General features: G+C 54.5%; 16 protein-coding genes and 7 pseudogenes. 13 read left to right on the top strand and 10 right to left on the bottom strand.

Annotated elements, in window-relative coordinates; all coding sequences use genetic code 11:
* Nucleotides 1–6: 6 nt before the first annotated feature.
* From IB222_RS25965 to IB222_RS25955, 3 genes are read left to right on the top strand one after another with little or no spacing between them, the layout of a single operon-like run.
* On the top strand, nt 7–1053 hold the full coding sequence (locus IB222_RS25965; protein ID WP_058670810.1) for an ABC transporter permease: 1047 nt from the start codon (nt 7–9) through the stop codon (nt 1051–1053).
* Nucleotides 1053–1946, top strand: a complete 894-nt coding sequence (locus IB222_RS25960; protein ID WP_058670811.1) for an L-ribulose-5-phosphate 3-epimerase — start codon at nt 1053–1055, stop codon at nt 1944–1946. Before IB222_RS25965 ends, IB222_RS25960 begins: the two co-directional genes overlap by 1 nt.
* A complete protein-coding gene (locus tag IB222_RS25955) occupies nt 1943–3421 on the top strand; it encodes an FGGY-family carbohydrate kinase (RefSeq protein ID WP_058670812.1) in 1479 nt (492 codons plus the stop codon). The genes IB222_RS25960 and IB222_RS25955 overlap by 4 nt, the downstream gene beginning before the upstream one ends.
* Nucleotides 3422–3461: 40 nt before the next feature.
* On the opposite strand, the pseudogene IB222_RS25950 reads toward IB222_RS25955, so the two are convergent.
* The 3 pseudogenes from IB222_RS25950 to IB222_RS25940 all read right to left on the bottom strand — a co-directional run.
* Nucleotides 3462–3619, bottom strand: a pseudogene (locus tag IB222_RS25950) (IS1 family transposase); the annotation flags it as partial.
* Between the two features lie 67 nt (nt 3620–3686).
* A pseudogene (locus tag IB222_RS25945) lies at nt 3687–3845 on the bottom strand (IS1 family transposase); the annotation flags it as partial.
* 277 nt (nt 3846–4122) lie between these two features.
* Nucleotides 4123–5125 (bottom strand): annotated as a pseudogene (locus IB222_RS25940) (IS110-like element IS4321 family transposase).
* Nucleotides 5126–5250: 125 nt separating this feature from the next.
* Between IB222_RS25940 and IB222_RS25935 the strand changes: the two are divergent.
* Nucleotides 5251–5964: pseudogene (locus IB222_RS25935) on the top strand (IS6 family transposase).
* Nucleotides 5965–6009: 45 nt separating this feature from the next.
* On the opposite strand, the pseudogene IB222_RS25930 reads toward IB222_RS25935, so the two are convergent.
* From IB222_RS25930 to tet(D), 3 genes and pseudogenes are all read right to left on the bottom strand, one after another.
* Nucleotides 6010–6432, bottom strand: a pseudogene (locus IB222_RS25930) (alpha/beta hydrolase-fold protein); the annotation flags it as partial.
* A 21-nt stretch (nt 6433–6453) separates the two neighbouring features.
* On the bottom strand, nt 6454–7563 hold the full coding sequence (locus IB222_RS25925; protein ID WP_000842134.1) for an S-(hydroxymethyl)glutathione dehydrogenase/class III alcohol dehydrogenase: 1110 nt from the start codon (nt 7561–7563) through the stop codon (nt 6454–6456).
* 94 nt (nt 7564–7657) lie between these two features.
* On the bottom strand, nt 7658–8842 hold the full coding sequence (gene tet(D), locus IB222_RS25920) for a tetracycline efflux MFS transporter Tet(D) (protein ID WP_001039466.1): 1185 nt from the start codon (nt 8840–8842) through the stop codon (nt 7658–7660).
* Between the two features lie 95 nt (nt 8843–8937).
* Between tet(D) and tetR(D) the strand changes: the two genes are divergently transcribed.
* The 6 genes from tetR(D) (at nt 8938) to IB222_RS25890 (ending at nt 13604) form a co-directional block, all read left to right on the top strand.
* A complete protein-coding gene (tetR(D), locus tag IB222_RS25915) occupies nt 8938–9594 on the top strand; it encodes a tetracycline resistance transcriptional repressor TetR(D) (protein ID WP_000113282.1) in 657 nt (218 codons plus the stop codon).
* A gap of 11 nt (nt 9595–9605) precedes the next feature.
* Entirely contained in the window at nt 9606–10310 is a 705-nt protein-coding gene (locus IB222_RS25910) for an IS6-like element IS26 family transposase (RefSeq protein ID WP_060579418.1), read from the top strand.
* Between the two features lie 5 nt (nt 10311–10315).
* Nucleotides 10316–10456 (top strand): hypothetical protein, encoded by a 141-nt coding sequence (locus IB222_RS25905; RefSeq protein WP_001044210.1) that lies wholly within the window; start codon nt 10316–10318, stop codon nt 10454–10456.
* 485 nt (nt 10457–10941) lie between these two features.
* Nucleotides 10942–11679, top strand: a complete 738-nt coding sequence (locus tag IB222_RS25900; protein ID WP_001446887.1) for a recombinase family protein — start codon at nt 10942–10944, stop codon at nt 11677–11679.
* Entirely contained in the window at nt 11676–11900 is a 225-nt protein-coding gene (locus IB222_RS25895; protein ID WP_000743213.1) for a hypothetical protein, read from the top strand. Before IB222_RS25900 ends, IB222_RS25895 begins: the two co-directional genes overlap by 4 nt.
* A 210-nt stretch (nt 11901–12110) precedes the next feature.
* Complete coding sequence (locus tag IB222_RS25890) at nt 12111–13604, top strand: IS91-like element ISVsa3 family transposase (protein ID WP_001120888.1); 1494 nt, start codon at nt 12111–12113, stop codon at nt 13602–13604.
* A 235-nt stretch (nt 13605–13839) separates the two neighbouring features.
* Here IB222_RS25890 and glmM read toward each other — a convergent pair.
* Together glmM and sul2 are read right to left on the bottom strand one after the other, a co-directional pair.
* Nucleotides 13840–14082: pseudogene (gene glmM / locus IB222_RS25885) on the bottom strand (phosphoglucosamine mutase); the annotation flags it as partial.
* An 86-nt stretch (nt 14083–14168) separates the two neighbouring features.
* Nucleotides 14169–14984, bottom strand: coding sequence for a sulfonamide-resistant dihydropteroate synthase Sul2 (sul2, locus tag IB222_RS25880; RefSeq protein WP_001043260.1), 816 nt, complete (start codon nt 14982–14984; stop codon nt 14169–14171).
* A 329-nt stretch (nt 14985–15313) separates the two neighbouring features.
* On the opposite strand from sul2, the pseudogene IB222_RS25875 reads away from it, so the two are divergent.
* A pseudogene (locus IB222_RS25875) lies at nt 15314–15400 on the top strand (Arm DNA-binding domain-containing protein); the annotation flags it as partial.
* Nucleotides 15401–15671: 271 nt separating this feature from the next.
* Here IB222_RS25875 and IB222_RS25870 read toward each other — a convergent pair.
* Nucleotides 15672–16676: an IS110-like element IS5075 family transposase gene (locus IB222_RS25870; RefSeq protein ID WP_000427614.1), complete on the bottom strand. Its 1005-nt coding sequence runs from the start codon at nt 16674–16676 to the stop codon at nt 15672–15674.
* Between the two features lie 78 nt (nt 16677–16754).
* Nucleotides 16755–19739, bottom strand: a complete 2985-nt coding sequence (locus IB222_RS25865; RefSeq protein WP_149385151.1) for a Tn3 family transposase — start codon at nt 19737–19739, stop codon at nt 16755–16757.
* 159 nt (nt 19740–19898) lie between these two features.
* On the opposite strand from IB222_RS25865, the gene IB222_RS25860 reads away from it, so the two are divergent.
* Together IB222_RS25860 and IB222_RS25855 are read left to right on the top strand one after the other, a co-directional pair.
* Nucleotides 19899–20483 carry a recombinase family protein gene (locus IB222_RS25860; protein ID WP_039544742.1) on the top strand — a complete coding sequence of 195 codons (585 nt, stop codon included), beginning with the start codon at nt 19899–19901 and terminating at the stop codon, nt 20481–20483.
* Between the two features lie 184 nt (nt 20484–20667).
* Entirely contained in the window at nt 20668–21225 is a 558-nt protein-coding gene (locus IB222_RS25855) for an OsmC family protein (RefSeq protein ID WP_039544743.1), read from the top strand.
* The last annotated feature ends 69 nt before the right edge of the window (nt 21226–21294 follow it).

Raw genomic sequence — 21294 nt, 5'->3', positions numbered from 1 at the left:
TGTTTAATGAAAAATAAACCCTTTTTACCTCTGGACGGTACCAGCACCGGTCTGCTGGCTATCTGCCTGATTGCCACGGTGGCCTTTTCACTGGCGATGCCGGGCCGCTTTCTGACCGAAAACACCTTTCTGAGCATTGCGTTTCAGTTGCCGGAACTCGGCCTGCTGACCTTTGCGATGTTTGTACCCATGCTGAGCGGCGGCTTGAATCTGTCGATTATCGGCACAGCCAACCTCACCAGCCTGTTTATGGCCTGGCTGCTGATCAACTACATTCCGGTTGATGCCAGCATCGGCATTCAGTTGATGTGGCTGGTACTGGCGCTGCTAGGCGCGGCGGGGATTGCGGTGCTGATTGGCGTACTGACCGGGCTGATGATTTCCCGCGTGGGCGCGCACCCGATTCTGGTGACCCTCGGCAGCATGACCATTATCAGCGGCATTGGGGTGTACCTGACCAAAGGCGCGGCGCTGAGCGGCATGCCGCCGATCGTGCGCAGTATGGGATCGGAAGTGATATGGGGAGTCCCGGTTCCGCTGATTATCTTTATCGTCGCCACCGTATTTTTGGCCTTGCTACTGGGCAGAACGCGCCTCGGCAAAAATATCTACATGTGCGGCAGCAACATTAACGCCACCTGGTTCAGCGGCATCCGCACCGACCGAATCATGATGGCGATTTACGCCATTTCCAGCCTGCTGTGCGTGCTGGCGGGGCTTATCATGATGGCCCGCTTTAACTCGGCGCGCATGGGCTACGGAGACTCCTATCTGCTGCTGACGGTGCTGGCTATTGTGCTGGGCGGAACCGATCCGTTCGGCGGCGTGGGCAAAATTATCCACGTCTTCTGTGCGCTGCTGGTGCTACAGGTTATTGCCACCGGGCTAAGCCTGGCGGGTGTCAGCCTGCACTTCAATCTGGCGGTATGGGGCATCACGCTGATTTTCGCCCTGGCGTTCAAATTCTTTAAAAACAAATGGCAGGCGCAGCGGGCAATGAAGCTGAACCAGAAAAAGCACCGGCAGTTGCTGGCAACACGTGGGGAAAGATAATGCGTAAGCATCCATTAGGGATTTACGAGAAGGCCCTACCGAAAGGGACCAGTTGGGTGGAGAAACTGGCCGTGGCGAAATCCTGCGGGTTTGATTTCGTCGAGATGTCGGTGGATGAAAGCGATGAACGCCTGGCGCGCCTGGACTGGACGCAGGCAGAGCGCATGGAGATCATCCAGGCGATTCAGCAGACCGGCGTGCGTATTCCCACCCTGTGCCTGTCGGCACACCGCCGCTTCCCGTTCGGCAGCCGCGACGCGCAGACCCGCCAGCAGGCGTATGCCATTATGGAAAAAGCAGTGCGGCTGGCGCAAGATTTGGGCATCCGTACCATTCAACTGGCAGGCTACGACGTCTATTACGAACCACAGGACGACGACACTATCGCCCGCTTTGAGGACTCCGTGGCCTGGGCCGTTGAACTGGCCGCCGGGGCACAGGTGATGTGCGCGGTGGAAATCATGGACACGCCGTTTATGAACTCCATCAGCAAGTGGCAGGCGCTGAATCAGAAAATTAACTCGCCATGGTTCACCGTCTATCCCGATATCGGCAACCTCAGCGCCTGGGGAAATGAGGTGGACAGCGAGCTGACCGGCGGTATCGATCGCATTGCGGCTATCCACTTGAAAGATACGCTGCCGGTCACGCCGGACTCGCCGGGCCAGTTCCGCGATGTGCCGTTTGGCGAGGGCTGTGTTGATTTCGTCCAGTTCTTTAAAACCCTGCGCCGCCTGAACTATCGCGGCACCTTCCTGATTGAAATGTGGACGGAAAAAGCCGACGAGCCACTGCTGGAAATCATTCGCGCCCGTCGCTGGATTGAAGACAAAATGGCCGCAGCCGGCTGGGGTGAAACTCGCGCCGCGCTGCTCAGCCCGGAGGCAGTATGAGCCACTACTTTATGGGAGTTGATTTAGGTGGGACGGTAACCAAAGCGGGGATTTACACCGCGGACGGTCTGGAGATCAAAGTCGTTGAGCTGGCAGTACCGCTGCTCAGTGAACAGATGGGGTTCTGCGAACGCGATATGGCAGAGCTGTGGTCCGCCACCAGCCAGGTGATTCGCCAGGTGTTGAAAGACAGCGGTATTGCGGCAGATGCGATTCACGGCGTGAGCTTTTCCGCCCACGGTAAGGGTCTGTACCTGGTGGATAAGCAGGGCCAGCCGGTGCGTAACGGCATCGTCTCCTCCGACTCACGCACACAGCCACTGGTCAGCCGCTGGAAAAGTGAAGGCCGCGACGCCGAAGCTTACGGGCGCAGCCTGCAACAGCTGTGGCCGTCGCATCCGGCGGCGCTGCTCGGCTGGCTGAAGGAGCATGAGCCGGACAGCTATCAGCGCACGGGCTATATTCTGATGGTCCACGACTATATCCGCTACTGCCTGACCGGCAAGTTCGCCTGCGAAGAAACCAATATCTCCGGCAGCAATTTGTTTAACCAGCAGCAGGGGGCATTCGACCCTACTCTGTTTAACATCTTCGGTATTGCAGAGATGGCGGAGAAAGCGCCGCCGGTGATCGGTTCCGCCGAATGCGCCGGATACGTCACCGAACAGGCCGCCGTGCGGTGCGGTTTAAAAGCCGGAACGCCGGTGTTCGGCGGGCTGTTTGACGTTGTCGGCGCAGCGTTGGCCTCGGGCGTACACGACAGTTCCTGCCTGAGCGCCGTAGCAGGCACCTGGAGTATTGCCACTCGCGTTTTCGACTGTATTGAACCGTCTGACTATCCCTACGTGTGGGGGAAATACTGCATTCCCGGCACTTTCTTTGTTCATGAAGGCAGTCCGACCTCGGCCAGCAACCTCGCCTGGTTTGTGCAGCAGTTCTTCCCGGATCTGCCGGACAGCTATCGCCAGCTTAACCAGTGGGCGAAAGACGGCTACGAAAAGGATCTCAACATCCTGTTTTATCCGTGGCTGTACGGCTCCAACTTCCACGATAGCCTGCACGGTGGCTTCCTTGGCTTAAGCGGCCACCACAGCCGGGAAGACATTATCTACGCCATCTATCAGGGCATCGTCTTCTCACATCTGCTGCATCAGGATCGCGTGCAAGATCTGGGCACAGGCAGCGACTTCATCCGCTTTACCGGCGGGCCAACTCATTCGAATATCTGGATGCAAATGTTTTGCGACGCCAGCAACCTGCCGCTGGAAATCGTCGACGTGAAGCAGTCCGGCTGCCGCGCGGCAGCGATTTGTGCGGCGGTGGGGGCCGGTGAATACAGCGATTTCCAGACGGCAATGAAGCACTGCCAGCCGCCCACCCTTCGCCTGGAGCCAAACCCGGCTAAACACGTAATGCTGAGAAAACGCTTCGAGCGCTTTAAGCAGATTGCGCAGGCATTAAGTGAAGTGAAGTGAAGTGAAGTGAAGACTCCCGTCTGACGGTCATGACTCCAATTTATGGGTAATGATTTATCGTCAGATAATGTCCAATGACTTTGTCATGCAGTTCCACCGATTTTGAGAACGACAGCGACTTCCTGCCCAGCCTTGCAAGATGCTGCCTCAGATTAAGATTATGTGCTGCGTATACCGATTGCTGATAACGTGCAGCTTCCGCACATCGATTTTTGCTATCACGGCCGAAATTCAGGAAATGAAAAAAATGGGTAATGCTGCCAACTTACTGATAGTGTTTTATGTTCAGATAATGCCCGATGACCTTGTCATGCAGCTCCACCGATTTTGAGAACGACAGTGACTTCCGTCCCAGCCTTGTCAGATGTTGTCTCAGATTCAGGTTATGTCGCTCAATGCGCTTAGTGTAACGCTTGCTGATAACGGGGTCCGCTTGGAAAACGGAATCTATGGTCACTCCCGTTTTTGCAACACCGATTTTGACGACAAGTTGGCTTGCTTGAATCTATCCGGCGTCTGAATGGGATTTTATTCCCGCGCCTTGATGAGTTCCGCGCCTGATGAACCTCCAGAAAATATACGGCTTCAATGAGCCTTTCCGTTTTACAGGTTCCTCAACAGGCCGGTGGGCCGTTAGTATCATCAATATCAGTATTCGCAAAACCAGATCAGTAATTCTTTAAACCGGTGTATTTCTGCCGTTATGCTACATAAGTTTGCTGTCGTGCCGTTAGGGCCCGGCTATTCTGGCCAGCTTGTTTGCCAGAGCACAAGTGACGACAAAGTTGCTTTTCCGGCACAGTAAATCCCTGACCCAATCGGCCAATTTGCCAGACTGGTGTTCCAGTTTTTGTATGAATACCCCGCACATTGAACCAACAAAGTTCGGATCTTTTTATTACCTCGCTTACTAATTCCCAGCAATGTCGTCCTACCTCCCGTGCTGTACTGCCGAGGTACAAGCCCTGTTGCCGCCGCAAAGTCACGGCTGCTGGCGTACTGCTTCCCGTCGCCAATCTCAGTTGAAATAGTACTCGCTGTCAGTGTTCCGACGCAGGGAATGCTCAGCAAGCGCTGTCCAACCTCATCTTCGTCCAACTTTCGTTTCAACTGGGATTCCAAATCTTTAATCTGCTCAACAAGATAGTGATAATGCTGTTGTAATTTCAGCAATAACTGGCTGAGGTAAAGAGGCAAACTATTATCCTCAAGAATGGTACTCAGTCGGCTAATAACGGCAGCTCCTCGGGGAACGCTAATGCCAAATTCCAGCAGAAAAGCATGCATTTGATTGGTTGTTTTTACCTTATCCTGAACCGAGGATTCACGGACACGATGCAGAGCCCGCATTGCCTGCTGAGATTCCGTTCTGGGCTGCACAAAACGCATAGACGGACGCGATGCAGCTTCACAAATAGCTTCGGCGTCGACAAAGTCGTTTTTATTGCTTTTAACGAACGGGCGGACAAATTGTGGTGATATCAGCTTTGGGGAATGCCCCAACTCTTCCAACTTGCGTGCCATAAAGTGAGAACCGCCACAGGCTTCCATTGCGATGGTTGTAGCGGGGCATGTCGCCAAAAATTCGATCAACTTTGGCCGGGTAAATTTTTTACGGTAAACAGCCTTCCCGCGACGATCCTGGCAATGAATATGGAAAGAGTTTTTACCCAGATCGATACCAATGAGCGCAATGTTTTCCATGATAGTTCTCCGAATGAAAGCCTGTCCTCAGCATAGTACCGGGAAGGAGGGAGTGACCATCTCATTAAATAAAGGGCACTGTTGCAAATAGTCGGTGGTGATAAACTTATCATCCCCTTTTGCTGATGGAGCTGCACATGAACCCATTCAAAGGCCGGCATTTTCAGCGTGACATCATTCTGTGGGCCGTACGCTGGTACTGCAAATACGGCATCAGTTACCGTGAGCTGCAGGAGATGCTGGCTGAACGCGGAGTGAATGTCGATCACTCCACGATTTACCGCTGGGTTCAGCGTTATGCGCCTGAAATGGAAAAACGGCTGCGCTGGTACTGGCGTAACCCTTCCGATCTTTGCCCGTGGCACATGGATGAAACCTACGTGAAGGTCAATGGCCGCTGGGCGTATCTGTACCGGGCCGTCGACAGCCGGGGCCGCACTGTCGATTTTTCTCTCCTCCCGTCGTAACAGCAAAGCTGCATACCGGTTTCTGGGTAAAATCCTCAACAACGTGAAGAAGTGGCAGATCCGCGATTCATCAACACGGATAAAGCGCCCGCCTATGGTCGCGCGCTTGCTCTGCTCAAACGCGAAGGCCGGTGCCCGTCTGACGTTGAACACCGACAGATTAAGTACCGGAACAACGTGATTGAATGCGATCATGGCAAACTGAAACGGATAATCGGCGCCACGCTGGGATTTAAATCCATGAAGACGGCTTACGCCACCATCAAAGGTATTGAGGTGATGCGTGCACTACGCAAAGGCCAGGCCTCAGCATTTTATTATGGTGATCCCCTGGGCGAAATGCGCCTGGTAAGCAGAGTTTTTGAAATGTAAGGCCTTTGAATAAGACAAAAGGCTGCCTCATCGCTAACTTTGCAACAGTGCCCGTTTTTCCGATGTGCCGAAATGCCCGCTTACCAGGGTGTGCAGCTCATTCAGAATATAATCATACATCTGATAATGCGCTTTCCACGGCTCCTGTGTGGCATTGACATAAAACCCGGCACCCTGGCCGAGATCGTACTCTTTATCATCCGCCACCTGACTGCCGCGCGGACTGGTATCCGGCGCGACAATCACCAGGCCGTGTTCCGCTGCGTAACGCTGTGCCCCGGCTTTGGTGATAAAATTCTGCTCGTTGCAGGTCAGCCCGGAAAGCCAGTACAGCACAGGACATTTCTCTGTTTTTGCCTGCGGCGGCAGAAACACGGAAAAAGTCATCGGCGTGCCGGTCACCGCAGAGTGGTGACGCCAGACTTCCTGGCTGCCGCCGAAACAGACGTGATGTTCAATCCGTTCCATAGTATCTCCCTGAATACGTTATCAGTAATGAATGACTGTGCGGATGGATTTGCCGTCGTGCATCAAATCAAAAGCTTCATTGATTTTATCCAGTTCCATGGTGTGCGTGACAAACGGCGCCAGCTCGATTTTGCCGCTCATGGCATCTTCCACCATTCCCGGCAACTGGGTACGCCCTTTCACGCCGCCGAACGCCGTGCCTTTCCAGACCCGGCCGGTCACCAGCTGGAACGGACGGGTTGAAATCTCTTTTCCGGCACCCGCCACCCCGATAATTACCGACTGCCCCCAGCCACGGTGCGCACTTTCCAGCGCCGACCGCATCACATTGACATTGCCGATACATTCAAAGGTATGATCCACACCCCATTTGGTCATTTCGACCAGCACCTGCTGAACAGGTTTGTCATAATCATTGGGATTAATGCAGTCTGTGGCGCCGAACTGTTTTGCCAGCTCAAACTTGGATGGATTGGTATCGATGGCAAAGATGCGCCCCGCTTTTGCCTGACGTGCGCCCTGCACCACGGCCAGCCCGATACCGCCGAGGCCGAATACCGCCACAGAATCCCCTTCCTGTACCTTCGCGGTATTGTGTACCGCGCCGATCCCGGTGGTCACGCCGCAGCCGAGCAGGCAAACCTGCTCCGCATTGGCCTGCGGATTGATTTTCGCCAGTGATACTTCCGCCACAACGGTATATTCGCTGAATGTCGAGCAGCCCATATAGTGATAGAGCGGCTGACCGTTATACGAAAAACGGCTGGTGCCGTCCGGCATCACGCCTTTGCCCTGGGTTTCGCGGACGGCAACACAGAGGTTGGTTTTACCGGAGGTACAGAAATCACACTCGCCGCACTCGGCGGTGTACAGCGGGATCACATGGTCGCCCGGTTTCACACTGGTCACGCCCTCACCGACCTCAACCACCACCCCGGCACCTTCATGGCCGAGCACCACCGGGAACAGACCTTCCGGATCATCACCGGAAAGCGTGTAGGCATCGGTATGGCATACCCCGGTGTGACTGATTTTCACCAGCACTTCACCTTTCTTCGGCGGTGCCACATCAATTTCAACAATTTCAAGGGGTAAACCCGGCCCGAAGGCGACTGCTGCGCGTGATTTCATAACGGTTCCTCTGTGTCTGAGGCTTATCATGGCAGGCGATAAGCACGAATGCCGTCCACCATACCGCACAACAGCGCTGCCTGTATAGCGCCGGTCAGCAGGTGGCCGCCACCGGTGCCGGTTTTCTGATCAGCAGACAGATTGCCAGCAGCAGACCGTACAGTGCCGTGCCAATCAGCCACACCGTACCGTCCGCACTCTGCTGTGTCTGACTGAAAATAAAAGCAAACAGCAGCGGGCCCGCCACGCCGGTCAGATTGGTCAGGCTGACCAGCACACCCTGTAGTTTTCCCTGATTTGCCGCCGATGCCCCGGCAGAGATAATGCCCTGCAATGCAGGCAGTGCAATTCCGCCGCCTGCCAGCAGGATCAGGACCGGATACACCATCCATCCGGAAGTGATAGCAGACATCAGTAAAAACGCGGTGGCATCGGCAATAAATCCGGCGAAAATAATGGTTTTCTCACTCAGCCGTTTTGCCAGCGCCCCGGCAACCACCGCCTGAAACAGTGCATGCATCGCCCCGAGTCCCGCCAGTGAAAAACCGACCGCCGCGCTGTCCCAGGCAAAGCGGCTCTCCGTAAACAATACCCAGACAGTGGCCGGGATCTGCCCGATAAGCTGCGCGGTAAAAAAGACAAACAGCAACAGCGCCAGAGGTTTAAGCAGTGTGATAAAGCTGATACCTGCGCTTTCTTGTTTCTGCTCCGCCGGTTTTTCTTCTGTCTGTACCGCCGGTTTAAAGATAAAAAAGACCATCAGAAAGGTGCAGGCATTCAGTATTGCCGCAATGACAAACGGCAGATGCGGTGAGATATCCCCCGCCAGTCCGCCGATAGCCGGCCCGGCAATCAGCCCGGCACCAAAGGCCGCACCGAGACGGCCGAACCAGGCGGTACGCTCGCTGACCGCCGTGCTGTCCGCCACTACCGAAGCCGCAACCGCGCCGGTGGCACCAGTGATCCCGGAGATAATCCGCCCGAGATACAACATCCACAGCACATTGGACAGTGCCAGCAGTGTGTAATCAAACGCGGCACCCGCCAGGGATAACAGCAGCACCGGTCTGCGCCCCAGCTTATCTGACCATCTGCCCAGCAGCGGAGCAAAACAGACCTGCATCACCGCATACAGCGCCAGCAGAATGCCGTAATGGTTTGCCACATCCGCTTCCGGGAGATATTCCCGCAGCAGTGACGGTAATACCGGCATGATCAGACCAATTCCCATCGCGTCCAGCAGTGTAATCACCAGCGCGATGACAGCGGGTTTATTCATTTTTCAGATCCTGTGTTAATTCCCTATCATTGATAGAGTTGGAATATATCCCTATCAATGATAGAGTGTCAATCTGAAAATCGGAGGAGACGGTCATGGCACGGCTGAACAGAGAATCGGTTATTGATGCGGCACTGGAACTGCTGAATGAGACAGGGATTGACGGGCTGACGACCCGCAAGCTGGCGCAGAAGCTGGGAATAGAACAGCCGACACTTTACTGGCATGTGAAAAATAAACGGGCGTTACTGGATGCGCTGGCGGTGGAGATCCTGGCGCGTCATCATGATTATTCACTGCCTGCGGCGGGGGAATCCTGGCAGTCATTTCTGCGCAATAATGCAATGAGTTTCCGCCGGGCGCTGCTGCGTTACCGTGACGGGGCAAAAGTGCACCTCGGCACCCGCCCTGATGAAAAACAGTATGATACGGTGGAAACCCAGTTACGCTTTATGACAGAAAACGGCTTTTCACTGCGCGACGGGTTATATGCGATTTCAGCGGTCAGTCATTTTACCCTTGGTGCCGTACTGGAGCAGCAGGAGCATACTGCCGCCCTGACCGACCGCCCTGCAGCACCGGACGAAAACCTGCCGCCGCTATTGCGGGAAGCGCTGCAGATTATGGACAGTGATGATGGTGAGCAGGCCTTTCTGCATGGCCTGGAGAGCCTGATCCGGGGGTTTGAGGTGCAGCTTACGGCACTGTTGCAAATAGTCGGTGGTGATAAACTTATCATCCCCTTTTGCTGATGGAGCTGCACATGAACCCATTCAAAGGCCGGCATTTTCAGCGTGACATCATTCTGTGGGCCGTACGCTGGTACTGCAAATACGGCATCAGTTACCGTGAGCTGCAGGAGATGCTGGCTGAACGCGGAGTGAATGTCGATCACTCCACGATTTACCGCTGGGTTCACCGTTATGCGCCTGAAATGGAAAAACGGCTGCGCTGGTACTGGCGTAACCCTTCCGATCTTTGCCCGTGGCACATGGATGAAACCTACGTGAAGGTCAATGGCCGCTGGGCGTATCTGTACCGGGCCGTCGACAGCCGGGGCCGCACTGTCGATTTTTATCTCTCCTCCCGTCGTAACAGCAAAGCTGCATACCGGTTTCTGGGTAAAATCCTCAACAACGTGAAGAAGTGGCAGATCCCGCGATTCATCAACACGGATAAAGCGCCCGCCTATGGTCGCGCGCTTGCTCTGCTCAAACGCGAAGGCCGGTGCCCGTCTGACGTTGAACACCGACAGATTAAGTACCGGAACAACGTGATTGAATGCGATCATGGCAAACTGAAACGGATAATCGGCGCCACGCTGGGATTTAAATCCATGAAGACGGCTTACGCCACCATCAAAGGTATTGAGGTGATGCGTGCACTACGCAAAGGCCAGGCCTCAGCATTTTATTATGGTGATCCCCTGGGCGAAATGCGCCTGGTAAGCAGAGTTTTTGAAATGTAAGGCCTTTGAATAAGACAAAAGGCTGCCTCATCGCTAACTTTGCAACAGTGCCGCGCGACGAGCAGCAGCACCAGGAGCAGAAGCACGTCGAGAAAAAGCAACAGCAGATCGAGCAGCGCCCACGGCGGGCCGCTCGCATCGGATAAGTCGAAAAATCCGGCTAAAGTGGCCGAGCTGCACATCAGGCCGCGCGGTTTTCCTCCCTGATCGCCGGCGCGGTTTCTTCCTCCCTGAACCGCATGCAGACTTGCCGCCTCGGACACCCCGAGGCGGTTTTTTTTCGCCTCGCTCGAGCATCGCCGCATCCGACGATGCCGAGACGACCAGGCCGCGCACGTCGAGCTGCAGCATCGCCATTGCCGACGATGGCACCAGGTCGCCGGCGGTGGCCACCGACCTCGAGCTCGCATCGCCACATCCGACGATGCGCGCCGGCGTCGACCATCGCCAGGTCTGACGATGGCGGCCGCCCTGCCCTGGATCTCGCATCGCCATTTCTGGCGATGAGATCCACGGAGCGGCCATTTAGACCCGCCAATAACGACCCGGCCAAGATAAATCGCATGACGGCCTTTTTGGCCGGGGGTAGCATGACCGGACACTTTGCGTATGCCCAAAGGAGCCCGCAAGTATGCGCAGGACGAAGCCAGTAGCCGCGCCGATGGTGGCGCGGGTCTATCTGCGCGTCAGCACCGACGCGCAGGACTTGGAACGCCAAGAGGCGATCACTACGGCCGCGAAGGCCGCCGGCTACTACGTCGCCGGCATCTACCGTGAGAAGGCATCCGGCGCACGCGCCGACCGGCCTGAGCTGCTGCGCATGATCGGCGACCTACAGCCCGGCGAGGTGGTCATTGCCGAGAAGATCGACCGCATCAGCCGCCTACCTTTGCCCGAGGCCGAGCGCCTGGTGGCCTCGATACAGGCCAAAGGCGCAAGCCTGGCCGTCCCTGGCGTGGTCGATCTATCCGACCTGGCGGCCGAGGCCCAGGGCGTCGCCAAGATCGTGCTGGAAGCCGTGCAGATCATGCTTTTTCGCCTGGCCTTGCAGATGGCCCGCGACGACTACGAGGACAGGCGCGAACGCCAGCGCCAAGGCATTGAGTTGGCCCGCCAGGCCGGGCGGTACAAGGGCCGCCGTGCTGATCCGAAGCGCCGCGCCCAAGTTGTCGCGCTGCGCAAGTCCGGCTACAGCATCAACAAGACCGCCGAGCTGGCCGGGTACAGTGCGGCCCAGGTGAAACGGATATGGGCCGAGGTCAGCCAGGCCGAAGCGAAGCAGCACGGCGCGTTCGTGGAGGACGCATTGACGGAAGCCGATGCCCTGGCCGCTGTCGGCCAGGATGAGCGCCAGGAGGAAAGGGCATGAAGAAGCCGAACCAAGACGACGAGCCGTTTTTCATCACCGAGGAGATTGCGGCCGAAATGATCGCCGGCGGCTATGAGTTCGAGCTGCCGCCCATTCCTTGCACCATCCGCCTACGCGACGTGCTGGAGCGCATGACCGATGCTGAGCTAGCATTGCAGCCGGGCGAGATCGCCGACCAGGAGCGTGAACGCTGCCGGCGCAAGCCGTGTTCAACCTCATGATCTGGTCATGGTATTTTTCATGGCACTGAGCCTGATAGTTCTTGCAAATTGTTGTCACTAAAGGGTTTTGTGTGCTTGTTTACAATCGAGTGGGAGTGACGGGCACTGGCTGGCAATGTCTAGCAACGGCAGGCATTTCGGCTGAGGGTAAAAGAACTTTCCGCTAAGCGATAGACTGTATGTAAACACAGTATTGCAAGGACGCGGAACATGCCTCATGTGGCGGCCAGGACGGCCAGCCGGGATCGGGATACTGGTCGTTACCAGAGCCACCGACCCGAGCAAACCCTTCTCTATCAGATCGTTGACGAGTATTACCCGGCATTCGCTGCGCTTATGGCAGAGCAGGGAAAGGAATTGCCGGGCTATGTGCAACGGGAATTTGAAGAATTTCTCCAATGCGGGCGGCTGGAGCATGGCTTTCTACGGGTTCGCTGCGAGTCTTGCCACGCCGAGCACCTGGTCGCTTTCAGCTGTAAGCGTCGCGGTTTCTGCCCGAGCTGTGGGGCGCGGCGGATGGCCGAAAGTGCCGCCTTGCTGGTTGATGAAGTACTGCCTGAACAACCCATGCGTCAGTGGGTGTTGAGCTTCCCGTTTCAGCTGCGTTTCCTGTTTGCCAGCCGGCCCGAGATCATGGGGTGGGTGCTGGGCATCGTTTACCGCGTCATTGCCACGCACCTGGTCAAGAAAGCGGGCCATACCCACCAAGTGGCCAAGACGGGCGCGGTCACCCTGATCCAGCGTTTTGGATCGGCGCTCAATCTGAATGTTCACTTCCACATGCTGTTTCTCGACGGTGTGTATGTCGAGCAATCCCACGGCTCAGCGCGTTTCCGCTGGGTCAAGGCGCCGACCAGCCCAGAGCTCACCCAGCTGACGCACACCATCGCCCACCGGGTGGGTCGCTATCTGGAACGGCAAGGCCTGCTGGAACGGGATGTCGAAAACAGCTATCTGGCCTCGGATGCGGTGGATGACGACCCGATGACACCCCTGCTGGGGCACTCGATCACTTACCGTATCGCTGTCGGTTCACAGGCGGGGCGAAAGGTGTTCACTTTGCAAACTCTGCCGACCAGTGGTGATCCGTTCGGTGACGGGATTGGCAAGGTAGCCGGGTCCAGCCTGCACGCCGGCGTGGCGGCCAGGGCCGATGAACGCAAGAAGCTCGAACGGCTGTGCCGGTACATCAGCCGCCCGGCGGTATCCGAGAAGCGGCTGTCGTTAACACGAGGCGGCAACGTGCGCTACCAGCTCAAGACGCCGTACCGGGACGGCACCACGCACGTCATTTTCGAACCATTGGATTTCATTGCAAGGCTGGCCGCCCTGGTACCGAAGCCCAGAGTCAACCTAACCCGCTTCCACGGGGTGTTCGCACCCAACAGTCGGCACCGGGCGTTGGTCACGCCGGCAAAACGGGGCAGGGGCAACAAGGTCAGGGTGGCTGATGAACCGGCAACACCAGCACAACGGCGAGCGTCGATGACATGGGCGCAACGGCTCAAGCGTGTTTTCAATATCGACATCGAGACCTGCAGCGGCTGCGGCGGCGCCATGAAAGTCATCGCCTGCATTGAAGACCCTATAGTGATCAAGCAGATCCTTGATCACCTGAAGCACAAAGCCGAAACCAGCGGGACCAGGGCGTTACCCGAAAGCCGGGCGCCACCGGCTGAGCTGCTCCTGGGTCTGTTTGACTGACGAGCCTGAAGGCCAACGATACCAATCAAAATGCTGCGTTCACAGCGCCGCGGCAGGGATCCGCCGTGCTGGTTGTCGGAAAAGGAGCCGCTAGTGGGAAAGAGGAGGGTAAATTTTCAGCGTTGCTGGCTCCCCGTCAGCCGGATTGGGTTGCATCGCAGGGGTGTCGAAAGAGTCAACTGCGGTCCAAAGCTGTTGGACTTGGGTGAAAAGGGCGTTTATTCTTCCTATACGTTGTCGGCAGCGGGCCAAAAAGGAATACGTCCATGCCCATCGAGGTGAAACCGGCTGTGAGCGCGGGTTCAAGCATATAGCCCGACAGGCGCGTATCCTTGCCGATCACGACACGATGGCGGTGGTCACCGCGACGAAAGACACGGCCAGCCGCCATGCCGACGCGCAAGGCGGTTTCCGCCGTCATCGCGCCTTCGTTGGCTTTGCCACGAATACCGTCTGTGCCGAAATATTTGCGCACCATAAGGTCGATTATCCTGTCGTCGGGTCGCCCTCAAAGGGGACATGCCTGCTGAACCGCGAATATAGAGAAATATCCCGAATGTGCAGTTAACGAATTCTTGCGGTTTCTTTCAGCGCCGCCAATACCGCCAGCCCGTCGCGCAAGGGGCGCGGCTCGTGTGTGCGGATGAAGTCAGCTCCACCTGCGGCGGCGGCAAGCTCTGCAGCGAGTGTCGCGGCCCCGACATCCCCCGGACCACGGCCTGTGAGCGCGCGCAGAAAGGATTTGCGCGAAACAGACAGAAGCACCGGCAAATCGAAGCGCAGCCGCAATTCATCGAACCGCGCCAGCACCGAGAGCGAGGTTTCGGGAGCAGCCCCCAGAAAAAACCCCATGCCGGGATCAAGGACAAGGCGGTTGCGTTTGATACCGGCACCCGTCAGCGCCGCGATGCGCGCGTCAAAGAACGCCGCAATGTGATCCATGATGTCGCCAGCGGGTGCCTCGCGCCGATCTGCCTGCCCGTCTTGCACCGAATGCATAACGACGAGTTTGGCAGATGATTTCGCCAATTGCGGATAGAACGCAGCGTCTGGAAAACCGCGAATATCATTGAGATAGGCCACACCACGCGACAAGGCATAGGCTTGCGTCGCGGGTTGATAACTGTCGAGCGAGACGGGAATGCCATCTGCCTTGAGCGCGTCCAGCACCGGCGCGATACGCGCGATTTCTGTGTCGGACGAAACAGGCGCGGCGTCGGGATTGCTGGATGCCGGACCGAGGTCGATCACATCTGCCCCCTCGGCCATCAGCTTACGCGCCTGCGCAATGGCTGCGTCTGGCGCCAGATACCGGCCTCCATCGGAGAAACTGTCCGAGGTTATGTTGACGATGCCGAAAATGATGAGCGATTTATTCATGGGGGCTTCTATAATAATAATAATCGAGCATGAGTCTCATACGGATGCTCGGGTCGAAAGGGAATCCCCAGGCGAGTAACCTGTTTGCGGTGATCCATTAGCTGCAGGAGCAGAATAGCATACATCTGGAAGCAAAGCCAGGAAAGCGGCCTATGGAGCTGTGCGGCAGCGCTCAGTAGGCAATTTTTCAAAATATTGTTAAGCCTTTTCTGAGCATGGTATTTTTCATGGTATTACCAATTAGCAGGAAAATAAGCCATTGAATATAAAAGATAAAAATGTCTTGTTTACAATAGAGTGGGTATCGGAGACGAAGAAGGACAAGGTACATGCTGACCGATACCAAGCTGCGCAATCTCAAGCCCAGGGACAAACTCTACAAAGTGAATGACCGGGAAGGTCTCTATGTGGGGGTCGCCTCAGAAAACGGAATCTATGGTCACTCCCGTTTTTGCAACACCGATTTTGACGACAAGTTGGCTTGCTTGAATCTATCCGGCGTCTGAATGGGATTTTATTCCCGCGCCTCGATGAGTTCCGCGCCTGATGAACCTCCAGAAAATATACGGCTTCAATGAGCCTTTCCGTTTTACAGGTTCCTCAACAGGCCGGTGGGCCGTTAGTATCATCAATATCAGTATTCGCAAAACCAGATGAATGATTGTTTAAACTGGTGTATTTCTGCCTTTATGCTTCGTAAGTTTGCTGTCGCGCCGTCAGTGCCCAGGCTATTCTGGCCAGCTTGTTTGCCAGAGCACAGGTGACGACAAAGTTGCTTTTCCGACACAACAACTCCCTGACCCAGTCGGCCAACTTGCCAGACTGGTGTTCCAGTTTTTGTATGAATACCCTGGCACACTGAACCAACAAAGTTCGGATCTTTTTGTTGCCCCGCTTGCTAATCCCTAACAATGTCGTCCGACCTCCCGTGCTGTACTGTCGGGGTACCAGCCCTGTTGCCGCCGCAAAGTCACGGCTGCTGGCGTACTGCTTCCCGTCGCCAATCTCAGTTGAAATAGTACTGGCAGTCAGCGTTCCAACGCAGGGAATACTCAGCAAGCGCTGTCCAACCTCATCTTCGTCCAACTTTCGTTTCAACTGAGATTCCAGATCTTTAATCTGCTCAACAAGATAGTGATAATGCTGTTGTAATTTCAGCAGTAACTGGCTGAGATAAAGAGGCAAACTACTGTCCTCAAGAAGGGTACTCAGTCGACTAATAACGGCAGCACCTCGCGGAACGCTGATACCAAATTCCAGCAGAAAAGCATGCATCTGATTAGTTGTTTTCACCTTATCCTGAACCAGGGATTCACGGACACGATGCAGAGCTCGCATTGCCTGCTGAGATTCGGTTCTGGGCTGCACGAAACGCATAGATGGACGTGATGCTGCTTCACAGATAGCTTCAGCATCAACGAAGTCATTTTTGTTGCTTTTAACGAATGGGCGGACAAATTGCGGTGATATCAGCTTTGGAAAATGCCCTAACTCTGCCAGCTTGCGTGCCATAAAGTGAGAACCGCCACAGGCTTCCATCGCGATGGTTGTTGCCGGGCATGTCGCCAGAAATTCGATTAGCTTTGGTCGGGTGAATTTTTTACGGTAAACGGCCTTCCCACGATGATCCTGACAATGAATATGGAAAGAGTTCTTACCCAGATCGATACCAATAAGCGCAATGTTTTCCATGATGGTTCTCCGAATGAAAGCCTGTCCTCAGCATAGTACTGGGAAGGAGGGAGTGACCATCTCATTAATTATCCTACGCTAAGCCTGTTTTTTGTACATATTACTATTCACTGAGCGTAATGCGCGGTATTTACCCTGTCCCAGTTTGAGGTTCGTTCTCCAGACGTAATCCCCGCTCAGGTTGATATGTTCCCATCCCAGTGGTGACAGATGGGTAATCAGTTGCTCATTAATCGGGATCCCTTTTCGTCTCAAAGAATCTATCGCTCTTTCTATATATACCGTATTCCACAGTGAGATCGCCGCAGTCAGCAACGTCAGACCGCTGGCTCGATAGCTCTGATTCTCCAGCCCCCGATCTCTGATTTCACCCAGCCGATGCATAAAGACCGCTCGCGCAAGGGCATTGCGAGCCTCACCTTTATTCAGCCCCGCCTGTACGCGTCGACGCAGTAAAGGATCCCTGAACCAGTCCAGCATAAACAATGACCTTTCGATGCGGCCAATCTCTCTCAGCGCCTTTGCCAGACCATTCTGCTTCGGATAGCTTGCCAGCTTTTTCATCATCAGTGATGCTGTTACCGTTCCCTGCTTTATAGAACTTGCCAGACGCAGCACCTCATGCCAGTGGGTTTCAATTTCCTTTAGATTCAGGCTGGTTGTCGAGATGATTGACTGAAGCCCCTGATACAACTCAGCTTTTCCATGAATAAACAGCCGTTTGTCATGAAGATCCCGGATCCTTGGCGCAAAAGCGAATCCGAGCAGATGCATTAGCGCAAAAACATGCTCAGTGAAACCTGCTGTGTCGGTGTAATGCTCTGTAATTTCCAGATCAGTTTCGTGGTACAGCAGACCATCAAGTACGTGTGTTGAATCCCGCACGCGGCTGATAACTTTGGTGTAAAACGGGCTGTATTGGTCCGAAATATGCGTATAAATCTGCACGCCTGGATCCTGACCGTATTTAAGATTGACCTGACCAGCATAACGCCCGTGACTCCCCACCCGAAAGTTCTGTCCATCAGACGATGACGTTGTTCCATCGCCCCAGAATGCCGCCAGAGGGCTTTTTTTCTGGGCATTGACCAACTCGGCCAGCGCAGCTGAATAGGTTTCATCCCTGATGTACCAGGCCTGAATGCCCTCGAGTGACGATTTGGTCGTTCCCGGACAGGATTCGGCCATTTTTGTCAGTCCAAGGTTGATACCATCGGCCAGGATGGTGGTCAGTAACAACTTTCTGTCTTTAGGTCTGACGTGATTGTTTTTGAGATGTGTGAAATGGCGGGTAAAACCAGTCCAGCCGTCCACTTCATCCAGCATTTCAGTAATTTTAGGGTGAGGGAGCATGCCATAAACCAGATCGCCAAAAGGGGATGCTGCTGAAGGGACACTGTTATCCAGCGGGGTAATTTTCACGCCTTTATCCGATATATCAACATCGGGTAAATCACCGGCCAGCGCCATCGCGTTAACTTCTTCCAGACGCGATGCAAGAAGCGTCAAACGGCTCTTGATGTATTCATGGCAATCGGCCGGAACAGCAAGGGGTAACTGGTTATCCCGGAGTGATTTTTCAAAATCGTCTGACGGGATCAGATAATCATCGAAATTCCTGTAGCGGCGTGACCCCTTTACCCAGATGTCACCTGAACGTAAGGCTCCCTTCAGTTCATTCAGCACGCAAAATTCGTAATATTTTCGGTCAATGCCGGTGGGGGTGATCACAACCTTTCTCCAGCTTTCCGGGATGAACCCGATTGGCGCGGAAGGCGGTACTTTTCGGAGTTGTTTTCTATACATATCTCTGACGGTATCCAATGCGTCACTGAGCTGCATTGCGGCGGGCGCAGCCCTGAACTGCAACACGGACAGCATCCGGGGGGCGTATTTACGCAGCGTACTGTATTTTTCTGTGATCAGATGCAACGGGTCGAAGTTGTCCTTACGTGACAGGAACCGCGTCTCTTCCACGCTGTTGATGAATTCCTGCCAGGGAAGGACGTCTTCTATTGCGGCCCAGGGATCTTCCCCGGACTCTCTGGCGTTAAGTAATGCCTGTCCGACGGTAACGTATTGCTTCAGTTTACTCTGAATCAGCTTTCCCGTTTGCTGGAGCCGCTCGGCCTGAGTACGTTTTGCCCTGCTGAACAGACTACTCAGAATACGCTCGTGCAGATCAATAACTTCGTCAGTCAGGGTGGATCTGGCCTCCGATATGATACAAACCAGCGAGGCATAACGGCGAACATCCGTGAATCTTGCCAGATCCCGGCTACTCATTTTCCTGCCTTCGCGTGCGAGTTTCAGGAGTCGGTTCTGGTGAACGGAAAGTGCAATGCCGTCAGGGAGTGCCAGCGACTCAATCGCATTTAACCGGTCGATATGTTGCAGGACATTTTTACCATTAATTTTTCCCGGAGGCTGGAGCAGCCAGGCCAGCCGTGAAGGTTGCTCACCCTCAGATACCAACAGACGGTCCAGTGCCGCTTTATGCCCTGGTTCAAGCTGCGCGGTAAGCGCAGAAAAAACCGCCCTGTCGGCAAGTGTTGTTGCTTCGGCCAGGGTTCGTTCGATCACTTCAACAGAGGGGAAAATAACCTTATTATTGTGGAGCCAGGAGAGCATTTCCTCCGCAAGTAAAAAACCTCTGTCTGTCCGCATGGCGTGGGGATAAAGGTGGCGAATACAGGTTTTTTGCAGCGCCCGGTTAAAAGGGGATAATTCCAGGTAGCGGTAGAGTTCAGCCAGATGTTCCCAGCGGGTGACCTCTCTTGATGCATACTCGGCCCACAAATCAGACTGGACTTTCAAATGAGCCGCCAGCCTGAAGACAACACAGTCGTGAGGTGAAATACTTTTGTCGGGAGGAAACCCTGGTCCTCGCAAATAACAGAGTAAAACTGCAAAGCCCAGACGGTTAGCTGGCCTGCGGTGTTTATTAATGAGCGCGAGGTCATGTTCACTCAGAAAGCACATGCGCGTCAGAAATACGTCATCATCCGGCACAATCAACAAGCGTTCTTTTTCTTCACTACTGAGTATTTGTCTCCGTGGCATAAATGCTTCCCTCGCGTATAGTTTTCATCTGTTATTTGTTCGCTGTGACCGAAACCGGTCGGTTTCGTACACCGCTTACAGCACATGTCCGAAACTTAGTGAAATTAATTTCGGACACACGTTATAATTCGGACACCTATTTCGTACGGAAAGTTTCCCATGTCACGTGTTTTTGCCTACTGCAGGGTCTCAACTCTGGAACAGACCACAGAAAACCAGCGTCGTGAAATTGAAGCGGCGGGTTTTGCCATCAGATCCCAACGACTTATTGAGGAGCATATCAGTGGCTCGGTTGCTGCCAGCGAACGCCCCGGATTTATACGGTTGCTAGATCGCATGGAAAATGGGGATGTACTGATTGTCACCAAACTTGACCGACTGGGTCGTAATGCGATGGATATCCGAAAAACAGTAGAGCAACTGGCGGCTTTAGATATTCGCGTTCATTGTCTCGCACTCGGAGGCGTTGACTTGACCAGCCCGGCCGGAAAAATGACTATGCAGGTAATTTCTGCTGTAGCGGAGTTTGAGCGGGATTTGCTGCTTGAGCGAACGCATTCCGGTATTGCGAGGGCAAAAGCGGCTGGAAAACGCTTCGGTCGCCCTCCCATCCTGAGCGAGGAACAAAAGCAAACAGTGACAGAACTCCTAAATGCTGGCATCAGTATCAGTGCTATTGCCCGGGAATTTAATACCACCCGCCAGACTATCCTTCGGGTAAAGGCTGGATTGCTGCAAGAGTGAGCGACCGAGAAGATTATAAAAAAATCAAAGGGTTATTATGAAATAAAACAGCCTGCTGGGTTCTTTTCCCCCTATTTTTTATAAAAGAGTAGACAAAAGAGGTTCGCGATACTAATCTACCAACTAGATGGTTGTTTCTGATTGCACCGACTATACCTTTTATCAAGAAATTACAGGAGCCATTATGTCTACTACCGTTAAACCTTCTGCAGACGCAGCTGCGATCCACAATACCCGTGAAGCAGTTCGCAGCCAGCCTGGCCTGGGTAACCTGACTTTCCAGATGAAAGCCCGTTCCAGCGGCGGATTAACCGTTCGCACAGAGACCGGCGCCACAATCCAGAACGGCGTTATCGATAACAGCCGCGTAGGGAAATTTTCTAATATCGGTGATGAACCTGCAGGTTTACTCGGCACCGATACCGGCATGAGCCCGACTGAATACATCATGCAGGCGCTGGCTGGCTGTTATACCGCCACCCTCACCATGATGGCTGCTGAAAAAGGGATCGACCTGGACGGTATCGAGTTAGATCTTAATTTCGATATCAACCTCAACGGCTTCCTTGGGTTGGACAGCAACGTGCGTAAAGGTGCGAAATCTATTCGCGTCGATGTTCACCTTACTAGCAAGACCGCCAGCCGCGAGGAGTTAGAAGCGCTGGTCAGCGAAATGCAAAAGAATTCGCCAATCCACGATACTCTGGCTAATCCGGTTGAAATGATTACACGCCTGGCGTGATATCAGAGATGTAATGCTGCCATCCAGAAAGCAGGATGGCAGTGACTTTCAGCTCTGCACAATACTGAG

The sequence above is a fragment of the Citrobacter sp. C13 genome (assembly GCF_014596815.2).
Lineage (GTDB): Bacteria > Pseudomonadota > Gammaproteobacteria > Enterobacterales > Enterobacteriaceae > Citrobacter > Citrobacter portucalensis.
Note: the sequence above shows the minus strand (reverse complement) of the source record. Positions and strands in the feature narration are given on the sequence as shown.

What these genes read in the sequence shown, in the direction of transcription:
- IB222_RS25870 (WP_000427614.1), bottom strand. Translation starts at nt 16,676, where the DNA reads ATGGAAAACATTGCGCTTATTGGTATCGATCTGGGTAAGAACTCTTTC.
- IB222_RS25965 (WP_058670810.1), top strand. Translation starts at nt 7, where the DNA reads ATGAAAAATAAACCCTTTTTACCTCTGGACGGTACCAGCACCGGTCTG.
- IB222_RS25925 (WP_000842134.1), bottom strand. Translation starts at nt 7,563, where the DNA reads ATGAAATCACGCGCAGCAGTCGCCTTCGGGCCGGGTTTACCCCTTGAA.
- IB222_RS25860 (WP_039544742.1), top strand. Translation starts at nt 19,899, where the DNA reads ATGTCACGTGTTTTTGCCTACTGCAGGGTCTCAACTCTGGAACAGACC.
- IB222_RS25900 (WP_001446887.1), top strand. Translation starts at nt 10,942, where the DNA reads ATGCGCAGGACGAAGCCAGTAGCCGCGCCGATGGTGGCGCGGGTCTAT.
- IB222_RS25890 (WP_001120888.1), top strand. Translation starts at nt 12,111, where the DNA reads ATGCCTCATGTGGCGGCCAGGACGGCCAGCCGGGATCGGGATACTGGT.
- IB222_RS25855 (WP_039544743.1), top strand. Translation starts at nt 20,668, where the DNA reads ATGTCTACTACCGTTAAACCTTCTGCAGACGCAGCTGCGATCCACAAT.
- IB222_RS25865 (WP_149385151.1), bottom strand. Translation starts at nt 19,739, where the DNA reads ATGCCACGGAGACAAATACTCAGTAGTGAAGAAAAAGAACGCTTGTTG.
- IB222_RS25955 (WP_058670812.1), top strand. Translation starts at nt 1,943, where the DNA reads ATGAGCCACTACTTTATGGGAGTTGATTTAGGTGGGACGGTAACCAAA.
- sul2 (WP_001043260.1), bottom strand. Translation starts at nt 14,984, where the DNA reads ATGAATAAATCGCTCATCATTTTCGGCATCGTCAACATAACCTCGGAC.
- IB222_RS25960 (WP_058670811.1), top strand. Translation starts at nt 1,053, where the DNA reads ATGCGTAAGCATCCATTAGGGATTTACGAGAAGGCCCTACCGAAAGGG.
- IB222_RS25895 (WP_000743213.1), top strand. Translation starts at nt 11,676, where the DNA reads ATGAAGAAGCCGAACCAAGACGACGAGCCGTTTTTCATCACCGAGGAG.
- IB222_RS25910 (WP_060579418.1), top strand. Translation starts at nt 9,606, where the DNA reads ATGAACCCATTCAAAGGCCGGCATTTTCAGCGTGACATCATTCTGTGG.